At 72.5% G+C, this 15,641-nt stretch carries 13 protein-coding genes and 1 CRISPR repeat array; of the genes, 11 read left to right on the top strand and 2 right to left on the bottom strand.

The window, feature by feature from the left end; all coding sequences use genetic code 11:
* Positions 1 to 3 precede the first annotated feature (3 nt).
* Complete coding sequence (locus BM242_RS05800) at positions 4 to 1,170, bottom strand: FAD-dependent oxidoreductase (RefSeq protein ID WP_175541283.1); 1,167 nt, start codon at positions 1,168 to 1,170, stop codon at positions 4 to 6.
* 271 nt (positions 1,171 to 1,441) lie between these two features.
* Here BM242_RS05800 and BM242_RS05790 point away from each other — a divergent pair, with 271 nt between their 5' ends.
* The 3 genes from BM242_RS05790 (at position 1,442) to BM242_RS05775 (ending at position 3,958) form a co-directional block, all read left to right on the top strand.
* Entirely contained in the window at positions 1,442 to 1,885 is a 444-nt protein-coding gene (locus tag BM242_RS05790) for a VOC family protein (protein WP_093837565.1), read from the top strand.
* A gap of 397 nt (positions 1,886 to 2,282) precedes the next feature.
* Positions 2,283 to 2,915 carry an RNA polymerase sigma factor gene (locus tag BM242_RS05780; protein ID WP_093837564.1) on the top strand — a complete coding sequence of 211 codons (633 nt, stop codon included), beginning with the start codon at positions 2,283 to 2,285 and terminating at the stop codon, positions 2,913 to 2,915.
* Positions 2,912 to 3,958 (top strand): CU044_5270 family protein, encoded by a 1,047-nt coding sequence (locus BM242_RS05775; protein ID WP_093837563.1) that lies wholly within the window; start codon positions 2,912 to 2,914, stop codon positions 3,956 to 3,958. Before BM242_RS05780 ends, BM242_RS05775 begins: the two co-directional genes overlap by 4 nt.
* 280 nt (positions 3,959 to 4,238) lie before the next feature.
* Here BM242_RS05775 and BM242_RS05770 read toward each other — a convergent pair whose 3' ends face one another.
* Positions 4,239 to 4,763 (bottom strand): hypothetical protein, encoded by a 525-nt coding sequence (locus BM242_RS05770; RefSeq protein ID WP_093837562.1) that lies wholly within the window; start codon positions 4,761 to 4,763, stop codon positions 4,239 to 4,241.
* Between the two features lie 54 nt (positions 4,764 to 4,817).
* Positions 4,818 to 5,579: a CRISPR direct-repeat array (repeat unit 30 nt; unit sequence GGGACCATCCCCGCGGGCGCGGGGAGCAGC).
* 241 nt (positions 5,580 to 5,820) lie between these two features.
* Between BM242_RS05770 and BM242_RS05765 the strand changes: the two genes are divergently transcribed.
* Genes BM242_RS05765 through cas2e form a run of 8 tightly spaced genes read left to right on the top strand, consistent with a single transcriptional unit; the run spans position 5,821 to position 15,337 of the window.
* Complete coding sequence (locus tag BM242_RS05765) at positions 5,821 to 8,793, top strand: CRISPR-associated helicase/endonuclease Cas3 (protein WP_093837561.1); 2,973 nt, start codon at positions 5,821 to 5,823, stop codon at positions 8,791 to 8,793.
* Positions 8,786 to 10,603, top strand: a complete 1,818-nt coding sequence (gene casA / locus BM242_RS05760; protein WP_245833852.1) for a type I-E CRISPR-associated protein Cse1/CasA — start codon at positions 8,786 to 8,788, stop codon at positions 10,601 to 10,603. The genes BM242_RS05765 and casA overlap by 8 nt, the downstream gene beginning before the upstream one ends.
* Positions 10,603 to 11,292, top strand: coding sequence for a type I-E CRISPR-associated protein Cse2/CasB (gene casB / locus BM242_RS05755; RefSeq protein WP_093837560.1), 690 nt, complete (start codon positions 10,603 to 10,605; stop codon positions 11,290 to 11,292). Before casA ends, casB begins: the two co-directional genes overlap by 1 nt.
* Positions 11,289 to 12,482: a type I-E CRISPR-associated protein Cas7/Cse4/CasC gene (cas7e, locus tag BM242_RS05750; RefSeq protein WP_093837559.1), complete on the top strand. Its 1,194-nt coding sequence runs from the start codon at positions 11,289 to 11,291 to the stop codon at positions 12,480 to 12,482. Before casB ends, cas7e begins: the two co-directional genes overlap by 4 nt.
* Entirely contained in the window at positions 12,479 to 13,228 is a 750-nt protein-coding gene (cas5e, locus tag BM242_RS05745; RefSeq protein WP_093837558.1) for a type I-E CRISPR-associated protein Cas5/CasD, read from the top strand. The genes cas7e and cas5e overlap by 4 nt, the downstream gene beginning before the upstream one ends.
* Complete coding sequence (gene cas6e, locus BM242_RS05740) at positions 13,228 to 14,031, top strand: type I-E CRISPR-associated protein Cas6/Cse3/CasE (RefSeq protein ID WP_093837557.1); 804 nt, start codon at positions 13,228 to 13,230, stop codon at positions 14,029 to 14,031. Before cas5e ends, cas6e begins: the two co-directional genes overlap by 1 nt.
* Positions 14,028 to 14,978, top strand: coding sequence for a type I-E CRISPR-associated endonuclease Cas1e (gene cas1e, locus BM242_RS05735; RefSeq protein WP_093837556.1), 951 nt, complete (start codon positions 14,028 to 14,030; stop codon positions 14,976 to 14,978). The genes cas6e and cas1e overlap by 4 nt, the downstream gene beginning before the upstream one ends.
* Positions 14,975 to 15,337: a type I-E CRISPR-associated endoribonuclease Cas2e gene (gene cas2e / locus BM242_RS05730; RefSeq protein ID WP_093837555.1), complete on the top strand. Its 363-nt coding sequence runs from the start codon at positions 14,975 to 14,977 to the stop codon at positions 15,335 to 15,337. Before cas1e ends, cas2e begins: the two co-directional genes overlap by 4 nt.
* Positions 15,338 to 15,641 lie beyond the last annotated feature (304 nt).

The following is a 15,641-nucleotide window of genomic DNA, read 5'->3' as shown; positions in this document are numbered from 1 at the left end:
GCGTCAGCGGCGGCCCCCGCTCCCGCCCGCGGGCCGGCGCAGCACCGGTGCCATGGCCCGCAGCGCCGCCCGGGCCGGCATCAGCCGGGCGGCCGTGTCCCGCAGCAGCGCCGCGGGCGGCCAGGACAGCTGCCCGACGGCGCCGAGCCGGGCGGAGCGGCGCGCAATGGCCTGGGCCCGTGGCCGGCGCAGCAGGTCGTAGCGGCGCAGCGCGGCGGCCACATCCGCCGTGCGGTCCAGACAGTCGGCGAGGGTGACCGCGTCCTCCAGCGCCTGGCACGCGCCCTGCCCCAGATTGGGGGTCATGGCATGCGCCGCGTCGCCCAGCAGCGCGACCCGGCCCCGGACGAAGGAGGGCAGCGGCGGCAGGTCGTACAGATCGTGCCGGAGCACCGCGTCCGCGGGGACGGCGGCCAGCAGCGAGGGAACCGGCTCCGGCCAGGCGCCGAAGCGGCGCAGCAGCTCGGCATGCTCGGACGGGCCGAAGTCCGTCCCCTCGGGCAGCGAGGCGGTGGCGAAGCAGTACACCCGCCCGCCCGGCATCACCGTGTGCCCGAACGTCTCCCCGCGCCCCCAGTACACCGCGCCCTCGGCTGCCAGGTCCGGCCCGACCGGCCCGGTCACCATGCGCCAGGCGGTGTACCCGGCGTACCGGGGACCGTCCGCGCCCGGCCACAGCGCCCGGCGGACCACGCTGCGCAGCCCGTCCGCCCCGACCACCGCATCGGCCCGGGACTCTCCGCTGCCGTGCCGCACCACCACCCCGCCGTGGCCGTCCTCCCGGACGGCCCGGACCTCACTCCCGGGCCGCAGACTGCCGGCGGGCAGCGCCCCGGCCAGCACCCGCAGCAGATCCGCCCGAGCCAGGACCACCAGTGGCCGGCCGAAGCGGCGCGTCAGCTCGGCGCTCTCCGTGCGCGACAGCCAGCGCCCCCGCCGGTCCCGCAGCCCGCCCGCCGGCTCCACGGCACCCAGCTCCCGCACCGCCCCGGCCAGACCGAGCGCCTCCAGCGCGTGCAGCGCGTTCGGCCACAGCGAGATGCCCGCCCCGACCTCGGTGAATTCCGGTGCCCGCTCCAGTACTTCGACCCGCCACCCGCGCCGGTGCAGCGCCACGGCCGCCGCCAGACCGCCGATCCCCCCGCCGACCACGGCCACCCTCCGCGCCACCACAACCCTCACCCCGTCCCCGGCCCGGACAGCCCTTCACCCGGGCCATCCTGACAGGCCCCGGTTTCACCGCGGAACGCGCACCCACCTGTCGTGGTCGATGTGCCCGCAGGCATGGTGCCGGTCCAGGACGGGAGGCCCGGCCTCGCCGGCGAGCCGGCGGTCACCCCACCGGGCCGTCACCATGAGTGTCCCGACGAGTTCGGCGCCCTTGGCGGTGAGGTGGTACTCGTAGCTCTTGAAGAAACCTCGAAGCTCGAAGGGGCATCCGATGACATTCGTAAAGCGCTTCGACCACGTCGGCATCACCGTCGCCGACCTCGACGCCGTGACGGCGTTCTTCGTCGGCCTCGGCCTGGAGGCCGACCGGAAGATGGCCGTCGAAGGCGAGTTCCTCGACACGGTGATCGGCATGACCGACGCGCGCACCGAGATCGTCATGCTGCGACCGCCCGGCGGAGGCACGACCCTGGAGCTCTCCAGCTTCACCCGGCCGGACCACCTCCCGGGCTCGCCCGCCGCACCGGCCAACGAGCTGGGCCTGCGCAACGTGGCCTTCGAGGTGCACGACCTGCACGCCGCGGTCGACCGGGCCGCAGCCGCCGGCTACGGCCTGGTCGGAGGCATCGGCGAATACGAGGGCATGTGGCGGATGGCCTACGTCCGAGGCCCCGAAGGAATCATCGTCTCGCTGGCCGAACGCATCGGACAATAACGGGACACCATGAGCACGACCATGACCGGCGAGCAGATCCGGTCTCCGGCCGCCACCGCGAAGCCCTGCAGCCACGCCCTGCCCGCCTGACCGGCGGGCGTTGCGCTCAGACCTTCTCGATCCGCACGGAGCGACCCGCGAGAAGCCGGCCCATGTCGTCGGTGTCGGAGGTGAAGACGGCGGCCCGGGCCGCCCGAGCGGCTTCCCGCCCGGGCACGGCCCAACCCGGCCCGCCCCCGCCGGGCGGATGGACTCCATGGGGACCGGGCGTCGGTGCGTGCGCTCCCCGGCGGTCAGGGTGCCGCCCGGACGCCGCCCCCGGTGGCGGTCGGACTCCGCCGATGTGGCGTGAGTCACGCCACGGGAACCGATCCGTGCCGGCCGGACAGCCCGGTGTATGGAGATGAGTGTGCGTGCTCGGATACGCGCGGGAGATCCCGATACATTCGGATCTCTCTTCGATGACTACGCCCGGGCGGTGTACAACCATGCCTTCCGGCTGACCGGGGACTGGTCGACGGCCGAGGACGTGCTGTCCCTGACCTTTCTGGAGGCCTGGCGGCTGCGGGAGACCGTGGATCCGGACGGCGGTTCGCTGCGGCCGTGGCTGCTGGGCATCGCCACCAACACCGCCAGAAACACCCGCCGGGCCGCCCGGCGCCACGAGGCGGCCGTGAGCCGGCTGCCGCGCGCGGAGGCACTGCCGGACTTTGCCGAGGGCCTGGTGAGCCGGATCGACGACGCCGCCCAGGTCGCGGCGTTGCGGGCCGCGCTGTCGTTGCTTCGCCGCCCGGAGCGGGAAGTGGTCGCGCTGTGCGTCTGGTCCGGCCTCGACTACGCCACCGCGGCGCAGGCGCTGGGCATCCCCGTCGGCACTGTCCGCTCTCGCCTCTCACGCGCCCGCAAGAAGCTTCACAAATACGCCGGTACCGGGCTCCCGGCAGAGAACGGGAACTCGCACCCGGGCCGCGGACAGGCAGAAGGTGACCGCATCCCTGCGGTCCGGCGCACCCAGGAGGAAACCCGATGAGCCCCAAGCCGTCCCGGCCCACCCCGGCCGAGCGCGAGGAGTTTGCCCGGCTGTTGCCGGTGCCCGCCGAGCGGGACCTTCCCGGACGCCGTCACCAGCGGCTGAAGGATCACCTGATGCACGAAATCCAGCACCACACGACTGCCGACACCGACACGGACACGGACACGTCCCGCTCCCGCTCCCGTCGCCGGTGGGCGATTGCCGCCGTCCCCCTGGCCGCCGGTGCCCTGGCCGTTGCCCTGGCCACCGGTGGGCTGCTCGACCAGGGCCCCTCCTCCAGCGAGCCCGGGGGCTCCGGCTCCTCCGCGACGCCGGCCGGGGCCACATCCGCCGCGGTGCTGCTGGACCGCATCGCCACCGCCGCCGCGGCCAAGGAAGCGCCCGCCGTCCGCGACGATCAGTACATCTACATCGCCAGCACGGTCGCCTTCTCCAGCAGCAGCAACGAAGACCCGGTCTGGCGCCTGGCCGACCCCCACCCGCGGGAGATCTGGCTGTCGGTCGACGGGAGCCGCCCGGGCCTGCTGCGTGAGAACGGTGAGGAGATGGAACTCACCGATGAGTCGGACCTCCCGGCTGACGCGGGCCCCTCGCTGAACAGCCCGACGTACCGCTACCTGGAGTCCCTGACCACCGATCCCGATGCGCTGCTGCAGAAGATCTACGACGAGACCGAGGGCGCCGGGGCCGGCCCGGACCAGCAGGCGTTTGTGACGATCGGCGACCTGCTGCGCGAACAGCTCGCCCCGCCGCAGGTCAGCGCCGCCCTGTACCAGGCCGCAGCCAAGATTCCCGGGGTCACCGTCGTGGAGGACGCGGTGGACGCGGCCGGCCGCCAGGGCATCGCCGTCGCCCGCACCCATGACGGCCAGCGCACCGAGTGGATCTTCGACGAGGACAGCCTGGAGTTCCTCGGCGAACGCAGCGTCATGGTCGAGGACACCTCCTGGGCCAAGGCCGGACAGATCACCGCCACCTCCGCCGTGCTGAGCCGCGGCGTCACCGACGAGCCCGGGCAGACGCCTCACCTCGCCGGCTGACAAGCACGTTCGGAGATGCCCGGGCAACCCGGGAACCCGGGCATCTCCAGCCCCGACCCCACCCAGGATCGCCGGCACAGCCGTCGTGCTGAGCCTGGAGGGGGTTGTTGGCGTGTGGGGTCGGCCGGCTCGGGAGGGGAACAGCAGCCAGGCCGCGAAGCTGTCGCCGGGCGTGTGGCGTCCTTCGGGAGCGGTGGTCTCACACGCAAGAGCGAAAGTAAGAGGGCCGGGCCGGTCGCCGGCCACACCGTTGGCAGCGTGCGGCACGGCCGCCTCTCCCTCACCCTTCATGCAGCCCGGCCCACTTCGCCAACCATGCCGGCTCCGGCTTCGACCGCCGACGCAGCGACATCAGCACCCGGGCCCGGAGCAGCGACCGCAACGCCTCGTCCCGGTCCCCGGTGGCCAGGTACGCGCGGGCGGCGTCGATATGCAGGTGCCCGATGCGCGTCGGGCCAAGGCCCGTCGGCAGCTCCCCGGACAGAACCTCGGCCATGCCCACCGCGCGCCGGGGCTTCTCCAGCTCGATCTGCGCGGCCATCTCGTGCAGCGCGACGTTGCCGGGGCCGAAGGTGAGGCTGTGCCGGTACTGGTCGCCCTCGTCCGGCGGGAGCTGCCCGGCCAGCCGCTTCGCATGCTGAAGATGGTGCTCGGTGGTGGCCGCGTCCCGGGCGCGGGCAGCCAGGGTGACGCCGCGCAGGTGCAGGGAGCCGGCCGCGACGATGCCTTCGATGCTGTCACCGCCGCCGGCCGACCCAGGCGCTGAGGGCGCGGTCGGTGACGGCCAGCCCTTCGAGGTAGTCACCGGCGGACTGGAAGGTGCCGGACTTTGTCCAGGCCGCGGCCAACTGGGCGACGAGCGCCCAGGCCCGCGGGCGCGGGGAGCAGTGCGGGCGGCGTAACGCGGCGTTCACCGGCGGCGGACCATCCCCGCGGGCGCGGGGAGCAGCCGGCCGAGGTCTCGCCGGCCTCGGGGAGCGCGGGACCATCCCCGCGGGCGCGGGGAGCAGGAGGTCACGCGGAGGAAGCCGGTGGACCCCAGGGGACCATCCCCGCGGGCGCGGGGAGCAGGCCATGCCGACCCTGTCCATGGAACAGATGGAGGGACCATCCCCGCGGGCGCGGGGAGCAGATTCTCCGAACCGCCGGATACAGCCAGCAGACTGGACCATCCCCGCGGGCGCGGGGAGCAGTGCACGCTGGTGAGCCCCAGCGACAGCCGAGTGGGACCATCCCCGCGGGCGCGGGGAGCAGCGGCCGCCACCGGAGAAGGAGCCTCCGATGACGGGACCATCCCCGCGGGCGCGGGGAGCAGCTCATGCCGGCCGAGCTGGTCGCGGCCGAGCGGGGACCATCCCCGCGGGCGCGGGGAGCAGCAGCGGCACCGTGGCGAGGCGCTTCAGCTCGTGGGACCATCCCCGCGGGCGCGGGGAGCAGCGGCCGCCACCGGAGAAGGAGCCTCCGATGACGGGACCATCCCCGCGGGCGCGGGGAGCAGCTCATGCCGGCCGAGCTGGTCGCGGCCGAGCGGGGACCATCCCCGCGGGCGCGGGGAGCAGCAGCGGCACCGTGGCGAGGCGCTTCAGCTCGTGGGACCATCCCCGCGGGCGCGGGGAGCAGGCTGGGTGAGCTGGGGGTTTACCCGCTGGGGAGCGTGGTTTTGGGGACTTTCGCGGAATTCGGCAATTGGTTCATACGGTAGTTTCTGTCGCGTGGTGGCGCCTGTGCCGTGCGTCAGGGGGCCGGACAGTATACGCGGTCGGAGGGGAGGCAGGGCTGCCTCTGTGCGAAGGGGGGCCGGTTTCCTTGTTTTTCTCGGGAATCAGCACGCAGGGCGTTTTTCGTCCTGTATCTGTCTGTGCATGAGCCGTGGGGGAGGTATACGTAGTGGTCTGCTGGGGCGGTTGGGGGCGCCGGCTCGGTCGGTGTGGGCCAAGCATGACCGGGACGGCGGGGGCTGGCTGCCGTTGTGGCGGCACATGGAGGACAGCGCCGCAGTGGCCGGCTTGCTGTGGGACGAGTGGCTACCGGCAGGACTGCGGAGGACGGTAGCCGAGGTTCTCCCATGGGGAGAGTCGGACGCGCGCCCGTTGGTCATCTGGCTCGCCGGCGTGCATGACATCGGGAAGGCGACTCCGGCGTTCGCCTGCCAGGTGGACCAACTCGCCGACGTGATGCGGGCGCAGGGTCTGGAGATGCGTTCGTCCCGGGCGATGGGCGCGGAGCGCCGTATCGCGCCGCACGGCTTGGCCGGGCAGGTGCTTCTGGGGGAGTGGCTGGAGGAGCGGCACGGGTGGACGCCCGCGCGGACCGGGCAGTTCACGGTTGCTGTCGGCGGGCACCACGGGGTGCCGCCCGAGCACGGGCAGATCAAGGCTGTCTACGAACACGACGAGTTGCTGCGCACTCCCGGTCCGAGCAGCCGCGTCTGGCGGCAGGTGCAGGGCGAGTTGCTCGACGCGTGCGCCGCTCGGTTCGGTGTCGGGGAAAGGCTTGCGGCGTGGCGGACGGTGAGGCTGCCGCAGCCGGTGCAGGTGCTGCTCACCGCTCTCGTCATCGTCTCGGACTGGATCGCCAGCAGCCCGGACCTTTTCCCGTATTTCCCGGACGGGGCGTCCCGCAGCGGCGAGGAGCGTCTTGCCGCGGCCTGGCGGGCGCTGGAACTGCCGGGGCCCTGGCAGGCCGAGGAGCCGCCGGGAAGCGCGCAGGAGGTGTTCGTCTCCCGGTTCCGGTTGCCGGGCGGGGCCGAGGTGCGTCCGGTGCAGGAGCACGCCGTACGGCTGGCGCGGGAGATGGAAGCCCCGGGCCTGATGATCATCGAGGCGCCGATGGGGGAGGGCAAGACCGAGGCGGCACTTGCCGTGGCCGAGATCTTCGCCGCCCGTTCCGGCGCGGGCGGGGTGTTCTTCGCGCTGCCCACCATGGCCACCGGCAACGCCATGTTTCCCCGTCTGCTCGACTGGCTGGGGCGGCTGCCAGGGGTGGCCGGCGTGCGACGCTCGGTCCATCTGGCGCATTCCAAGGCAGCGCTCAACGAGGACTTCGCCGGGCTCATGGCGCGTGGGGGGCGGGTCGCTGCTGTCGACGTGGACGCGCCGGTGGACCCGTCCCGGTCACCGCGGGACGAACGGCGTCGTGCGGGTGGCGAACTCGTGGCACATGCCTGGCTGCGTGGCCGCAAGAAGGCCATGCTGGCGTCGTTCGTGGCGGGCACCATCGACCAGTTGCTGTTCATGGGCCTCAAGAGCAGGCACCTGGCGCTCCGTCATCTCGCCCTCGCCGGGAAGGTTGTCGTCATCGACGAGGCGCATGCCTACGACACCTACATGAGCGTGTATCTGGACCGGGTGCTGTCCTGGCTGGGGGCCTACCGGGTACCGGTGGTCGTGCTGTCGGCGACTCTGCCCGCCGCGCGTCGGCAGGAGCTTCTCCGCGCCTATGCGGAGGGAGGCGGAGACGGAGACGGGGCCGTCGCACCGGTCGCCGACCACGTCCGCGTCCGCAACGATGCCCGGCCGAGTGCGTATCCGCTCATCAGCACGGTTGTTCCCGGAGGCGCCGCGCGGGAGTACACACCGCAGGCGTCGGGCCGGACGACGGACATTGTCGTGGAGCGGCTCGACGACGATCCGGCCGTGCTCGGTGACCGGCTGGAAAGTGAACTCGCCGGGGGCGGATGTGTCCTGGTGGTACGCAACACGGTCGGGCGGGTGCTGGAGACCGCCCGCGCGCTGCGCGACAGGTTCGGCGACGAGGACGTCACCGTCGCCCACTCGTGTTTCGTCGACATCGACCGGGCGGCGAAGGACAGCGATCTCCTGGAGCGCTTCGGCCCACCGGAGAAGGCCACCCGGAGGCCGCGGGGGCGGCATGTCGTGGTGGCCAGCCAGGTGGCGGAGCAGTCCCTGGATGTGGACTTCGACCTGCTGGTGAGCGATCTGTGCCCGGTGGACCTGCTGCTGCAGCGGATGGGCCGCCTGCACCGTCACCAGCGCGGCGCAGCGGGCCGGAGCGAGCGGCCCGCGCGGCTTCGGACGGCCCGCTGCCTGCTCACCGGCGCGGACTGGGCCGGCCGCGCGTCGGACGATGTGCCCGAGCCGGTGCGGGGATCGGTTGCCGTGTACGGGAAGTACCTGCTGCTGCGGTCGGCCGCGGTGCTGCTGCCTCACCTGGAGGGGGGAGCGGAGCGTCCGGTGCGGCTGCCGTCCGACATCGGCGGGCTTGTGCAGGGGGCTTACGGTGCCGGGCCTGCCGGGCCTGCGTCGTGGGCCGGTGCGCTGCGGGACGCCCGGGTGCGCTTCGAGAAGCATGGTGCGGACCAGGCCGAGCGTGCCGCCGTGTTCCGCCTCGGCGATGTGGGCCGGCCGGGAAGGCCGCTGTTCGGCTGGGTGGCGGCGGGCGTGGGCGACGCCGACGACAGCCGGACGGGCCGGGCCCAGGTCCGGGACGGCCGGGAAAGTCTGGAGGTCGTCGTCGTGCAGAGGCGCGACGACGGGAGTCTCGTCACCCTGCCGTGGCTGCCCCCGGACCGGAAGGGCAGGCGGCGCGCGGGGCTGGACCTGCCGCGGGATCAGACACCGACTCCCTTCGCGGCCCGCACGGCGGCGAGCTGCGGTCTGCGGCTTCCGCTGCAGTTCTCCTACCCCGAGACCATGGACCGGGCCATCGAGGAACTGGAGCGGACGTATCTGCCCGCCTGGCAGGGCAAGGACAGCCCGTGGCTCTCCGACCAGCTGATTCTCACGCTCGACGAGGACTGTCGGACCCGTCTGGCAGGCTTTCTGCTCCGTTACAGCCCGTTGGACGGCCTGGAGGTGACCCGCGACCGTGACTGAACCGCCCGGGACGGACCGGAGCCCGGTCCCGTCGTTCGATCTCACCGGCAGTCCCTGGATCGGGGTACTCAGGAAGGACGGCTCTCCGGACGAGCTGTCCCTGCGGCAGGTGTTCGCCGAGGCGGACGGCCTGCGGCGGATCATCGGGGATCTGGCCACCCAGGAGTTCGCCCTGCTGCGCCTCCTGCTCGCCATCGCACACGACGCCCTTGAGGGCCTCCGCGACATCGAGGACTGGGCGGACCTGTGGAGCGATCCCGCGTGTTTCGCGCCCGTCCAGGACTATCTGGACGCCCACCAGAAGCGTTTCGATCTGCTCCATCCCGAGGTGCCGTTCTTCCAGACCGCCGGGCTGCGCACGGCGAAGGGCGAGGTTTTCCCCCTGAACCGGATCGTGGCCGATGTGCCCAACGGCGAGCCCTTTTTCACTGCCCGGATGCCCTCCGTGGAGCGGCTGACCTTCGCCGAGGCGGCCCGCTGGGTCGTTCATGCGCACGCCTACGACACCTCCGGGATCAAGACCGGCGCCGACGGAGACGACCGCGTCAAGGGCGGCAAGGTCTATCCGCTGGGCACCGGGTGGGCCGGCGGGCTGGGGGGTGTCTTCGCGGAGGGCGACACGCTGCGCGAGACCCTGCTGCTCAATCTGGTGGCTGCCGATACCGCGGAGCTGGAGATCTCCGCGGACGACCGGCCGGCCTGGCGGCGTGATCCATGCGGCCCGGGCGGCGCCGAGCGCTCCGCGACCGGCCCGCGCGACCTCTACACCTGGCAGTCGCGCCGGCTGCGGCTGCACCACGACGCGGACGGCGTGCACGCAGTCGTCCTCGGCTACGGGGACCCGCTGGCCGCCCGGAACATGCACCGCCGGGAGCCGATGACGGCGTGGCGGCGAAGCGCCGCGCAGGAGAAGAAGCTGCGGCAGTCACCGGTCTACCTGCCCCGCGAGCACAACCCGGCGCGCTCGGCCTGGCGTGGCATCGCCTCCCTCGTGGCCGACCGGACGGAAGCCGCCCAGAGAGCGGATGCGGCCGGCAACCTGCGTCCTGGGGTCCTGGAATGGATCGCCGGGCTGGTCACCGAAGGGCACCTGCCGCGGGACTTCCTCATCCGGGCCCGGGTGATCGGCGCCGCCTACGGGACGCAGCAGTCGGTGATCGACGACATCACCGACGATCACCTGACCATGCCGTTGGTGCTGCTCCACCATCAGGACCGCACCTGTGCCCGGCAGGCCATGGATGCCGCACAGGACGCCGACGAGGCGGTGCGGGCCCTGGGGGACCTCGCCGCCGACCTGGCCCGCGCGGCCGGCGGCGATCCGGAGGGGCCCAGAAACGCGGCCCTGGCTGCCGGATTCGACGTGCTGGGAGAGCACTACCGGAGCTGGCTGTCCGTTCTCGCCGAAGCCGGCGACCCGTTCGAGCAGCGACGTGCCTGGAAGCGGTCCGTGCGCCACCTGCTCGGCCGGCTCGGCAGCCGCTTGACCGAGACCGCCGGCGAGGCCGCGTGGCAGGGCAGAACCGTCACCGACAGGCAAGGCACCCGCTGGCTGAACTCCGGTCTTGCCGAGACATGGTTCCGTGCCCGGCTGACCAGGGTGCTCGGTGCCCCCGAGGGGCCCGAGGACGCCGAGGACGCCGGGAACGCCGGAGCCCCCGGCGATCCGGGCGGCAACCGGGACTCCGGCACCGGCGGACGCCTCGGCGGCGGCCCACACCTGCCCGGACAGGCCGGCGGGCCGGAACCCGGCCGCCCGGCGCTCGTCCCGTCCGAAGCTGCTGTCATGACCGACCCGGAGATTCCCTGATGACCACCGCCGTCCAGGCCCCGTCCACGGTCCGTTCCCGGGTCGCCCAGCTCGTCGCCGAGCGGATCACGCCATGGCAGGTCGGCTACCTCGGCGACCGGCCCCACGCCGTGGCCGCCCTCGCCCGCCTGCGCCGCGGCGCAGGCCGGGACGCCGCCGAACTGCCCGACCTGTGGGGCCTTGTCGACACCGGCCCCCTGCACTCCGACGCCGAAGGACTCCGGCCGCTGAGCGAGCAGGAGCTGGTCCGGGCGGAGAACGCCCTGTACGCGGCTGTCACCCTCTGGGCGTTCCACCAGCAGTCCCGCGGTGCGCCGATGCACCGCCCGCACGGGCGCGAGCGGCCGGCCGGACTGGGGGCAGCCGTCCGCCGCCTGATGCCCCCGAACGGGATCGACGAGCCCGTGCGCAAGCGCCTGGTGCGCGCAGGCACCGCGCCCGACCTGGTCACCGCGACACAGCGCCTGCGTGATCTCGTCGCCCTGCTCCGCCGGGCGGACATCCCCCTGGACTACGGCCTGCTCGCCGGTCAGCTCTACGCCTGGCAATGGCCCGACGGGCCCGCCGCCGTCCGCCGGGAATGGGGCCGTTCCTTCCACACCTGGCAGCACCCCGGCCCCGCAGACGGCGACACCGCGGCCCCGCTCCCCACCACGGACACCGACAAGGACGACAAGGACGCCTCGTGAACCGCATCTTCCTGGACGTGCACGCTCTGCAGACCGTCCCGCCCAGCAACCTCAACCGGGATGACACGGGCGCGCCGAAGACGGCCGTGTACGGAGGAGTGCCCCGGGCCCGTGTCTCCAGCCAGGCGTGGAAGCGGGCCATCCGCACCTGCTTCCGTGACGAGCATCTGCTGGAGCCCGGTGAACTCGGCGTGCGCACCAAGAAGGTCGTCGAACTGCTCGCCGACCGGATCACGGGGATCGACACCTCACAGACGCGGGAGGACGCTCTCCGCCTCGCGGACGAGGCGGTCAAGGCCGCCGGTCTCAAGACCGAGGTGCCCAAGCGGAAGGCCGACCAGACCAAGGACGGCGCGCCCGCTCCGGTTCCGGAAACCAAGTACCTGGTCTTTCTCAGCGCGCGCCAGCTGGACGGCCTGGCCCGTCTCGCTCTCGAAGGCGCCGCCGACATCACCCGTTTTCTGAAGGACAAGAAGAACAGGGACCGCGCGCGGGAGATCGCGGACACCCGCCACTCCGTGGACATCGCCCTGTTCGGGCGTATGGTCGCCGACGCCGCCGATATCAATGTCGACGCGGCGGTGCAGGTTGCCCACGCCCTCAGCGTCCACCGGGTGGACAACGAGTCCGACTACTACACCGCCGTCGATGACGAGAACACCGAGGAGGAGACGGGCGCCGGGATGATCGGCACCGTCGACTTCAACTCCGCCACCCTCTACCGCTACGCGGCCCTCGGCGTGCACCAGCTCGCCGCCAACCTCGGTGAAGGGCTGCGCGAGGACGAACCGCGCACCGAGCCCGTACGCCGAGCGGTCGAGGCGTTCGTGCACGGCTTTGTGGCCTCGCTTCCCACCGGCAAGATCAACACGTTCGGCCATCACACCCACCCGGATGCCGTCATCGTCAAGCTCCGCACCACCCGGCCGGCCAGCTTCGTCGCCGCCTTCGAAGACCCGGTGCGCAACGACGGCGGCGGCCACCTGCGGGCGGCATGCGACCGGCTCGCCGCGTACGTCCCGGACATCGAACGCGCCTACGGCGACAGCGGGACCACCCTCACCTGGGTACTGCGCGTCGGCACCGGCACCCAGGGCCTCGCGGACCTCGGCACCGAGGCCTCCAACCTGCGGGAACTCGTCACCGCCGTCGGCCGGGCAGTGGCGGAACGCCTGGAGAAGCCCGCGTGAACCACCGCACCGGCGTCCTTGCCCTCCGCCTGGCAGGCCCCCTGCAGTCCTGGGGGGCCTCCTCCCGTTTCACCCGCCGCACCACCGAATCCCAGCCCACCAAGAGCGGCGTCATCGGCCTGCTCGCCGCCGCGGCCGGCATCGAACGCGGTGACGACACCCGCCTTGCTTCCCTGGCCGCGCTGCGATTCGGCGTCCGCGTCGATCAGCCGGGCACCCGCATCCGGGATTTCCACACCGCCCACCACGCCGACACCGGCAAATCCATGCCGCTGTCCGAGCGGTTCTACCTCGCCGACGCGGTCTTCGTCGCCGCCGTCGAGGGCGAAACCCCGCTGCTCTGCAGGCTGTACGCCGCCCTGCGGGAGCCGGCCTACCCGCCGTTCCTCGGCCGGCGTTCCTGCCCGCCCACCGGGCCGGTCGAACTCGGCCTGTACGAGGATGCCCGGCTGGAGGAGGTTCTGGAGACCATCCCCTGGCAGGCGTCCGGCTGGTACCGCAGACGCCATCACCACCGTCCCCCGGACAGGCTGACCGTCCTGCGCGAGAAGGCGGCCGGCGAACCGGGGACCGCAGACACGCTGCGGGACCAGCCCCTCAGCTTCGCCGCCTCCCACCGCCGCCACGCCCTGCGCACCGTCGTCACCACCCATGTGCCGCTGCCGACCGCCCCGGCGGGCGAAACCACCCCGCCGCACGATCCGTTCGAGGCGCTGACCGGTGCCCTGGAGGAGGAGAGCGCCTGATGTTCCTTTCCCGCTTCCGCCTGAACACCGCGAGGCCCGGCGCCCGGCGCCTGCTGTCCTCGCCGCAGGCCATGCACGCGGCCGTGATGTCCTCCTTCCCGCGCCTGCTGCCCGCCGACGGCCCTGCCCCGGACGCTCCGCGAGTGCTGTGGCGTCTGGACCAGCGGGCACGCGCCGAGGTGATGCTGTACATCGTCAGCCCCGACCGGCCAGACCTCACCCACCTCGTCGAACAGGCCGGATGGCCGGCCGCGGCAGCAGCCGACCCCGAGAACCCCGGCTGGCAGACCCAGCCCTATGCGCCGTTCCTGGAACGCCTGGCCGCGGGAGAGCACTGGTCCTTCCGGCTCACCGCAAATCCCGTGCACACCATCCGTCGCAAAGACGGTGAACCCCGCAAGGTCACCGCGCACGTCACACCGGTCCACCAGATGAGCTGGCTGCTCGATCCGGAACGCCAGAAGCGGGGCGGCTTCCGCATCCTGGAGAAGCCCCAGGAGCGACGGCTCCTGCCCCATGGCACCACCCAGCGGGGCCACCCCCACCACGGCGACCGGTACGAACTGTCGGTGGCCGACGCCCGCTCGCTGTCCTTCGACAAGTCCCGGCGCGACGGTGGCAGCCGCCCGGCGAAACCGGTCACTGTCGTCACGGTCACCTTCGACGGCCGGCTGGAGATCACCGACCCGGACGCCATGCGCCGGACCCTGACCCAGGGCATCGGCCGCGCCAGGGCCTACGGCTGCGGCCTCCTCACCCTGGCGCCCATCGTGCGGGCCGGCCGGAGGCCGGCGGCGTCATGAGCACCGTCTCCCGGCGGCCGGCACTCAGCCCCAGGCAGCTCACCCGCACCGCGGAACGCCTCTCCTTCGTCTACCTGGAACGCTGCACCGTGCATCGCGATGCCAACGCCATCACGGCGCAGGACGCGGAAGGCACCACCCACATCCCGTCGGCGACCATCGGCACCCTTCTCCTGGGCCCCGGAACCCGCGTCACCCACCAGGCCATGAGCGTGCTGGGCGAGACGGGCGCGGCCGTCTGCTGGGTCGGGGAGCACGGCGTGCGCTACTACGCGTCCGGCCGCGCCCTGAACCGCTCCTCGGCTCTGACGGAGGCGCAGGCCCGGCAGTGGGCCAACGCGCGCAGCCGCATCGCCGTGGCACGGGAGATGTACCGGCTGCGCTTCCCGGCCGAGGACCCCGCCGGCCTCACCCGGCAAGAACTCCTCGGCCGCGAGGGGCGCCGCGTCAAGGACTGCTACCGCGCCGAAGCCGCCCGCACCGGCGTCCCCTGGCGAGGACGCCGCTACACACCCGGCGATTTCACCAGCGGTGACGCCGTCAACCAGGCGATCACCGCTGCCGCCCAGTGCATGTACGGCATCGCCCATGCCGTCGTCACCTCCCTGGGATGCAGCCCGGCTCTCGGCTTCGTCCACTCCGGCCACGAACTCTCCTTCGTCCTGGACATCGCCGACCTGTACAAGACGGAGATCGGCATCCCGCTCGCCTTCGACGTGGCCGCGGAGGGCGAGGAGGACGTCGGCGCCCGGACCCGCCGCAGGCTGCGGGACCGCATCAACGAAACGTCCCTGCTGAACCGCTGCGTCGACGACATCAAACGCCTGCTGCTCCCAGGCGCAGCCGACGCCGCCGACCCCGACGCCGACCGGGATGTGGTCACACTTCAGAGCGACGGTGACCACCAGGTCGCCTCCGGCGTCAACTACGAGGACATCCTCTGGTGACCGTCATCGTCCTCACCAACTGCCCGGCAGGGCTCCGAGGCTTTCTCACCCGCTGGCTGCTGGAGATCTCCGCCGGCGTATTCGTGGGCAACCCGTCAGCCCGGATACGCGACCTGCTCTGGGAGGAAGTCCAGCAGTACGCAGGCCAAGGCCGCGCCCTGCTCGCCCACACCACCAACAACGAGCAGGGCTTCACCTTCCGCACTTACGACCACGCCTGGCACCCGACCGACCACGACGGCGTAACCCTCATCCGCCGCCCCGACCCGAACGCCCCCACACCGGCCGCAACCCCTCAGAGCGCACCACCAACCGGCTGGAGCAGAGCCTCCAAACGCCGACGCTTCGGGAGAAGCTGATGCCCCCTATCTCCCCTCCATGCCTTTTGTCGGAATCCGCGAAAGTCATCAAAAGCCCAGCCCTGCCCCAGTAAAGCCCCAGGTCATCAAGTCTGCTCCCCGCACCCGCGGGGATGGTCCCGCCAGCCGGCACGGCTCGCACGGCCGCTCACCCTGCTCCCCGCACCCGCGGGGATGGTCCCCCGTCCAGGTCCTCGCCGAAGATTTTCGCGGCCTGCTCCCCGCACCCGCGGGGATGGTCCCGATCTACCAATTGCCGTCCGCTGGCCGAAGCCCTGCTCCCCGCACCCGCGGGGATGGTCCC

Source organism: Streptomyces aidingensis (assembly GCF_900112355.1).
Lineage (GTDB): Bacteria > Actinomycetota > Actinomycetes > Streptomycetales > Streptomycetaceae > Streptomyces > Streptomyces aidingensis.
The sequence above is the reverse complement of the archived record's forward strand: the minus strand, read 5'-3'. Positions and strand labels throughout refer to the sequence as shown.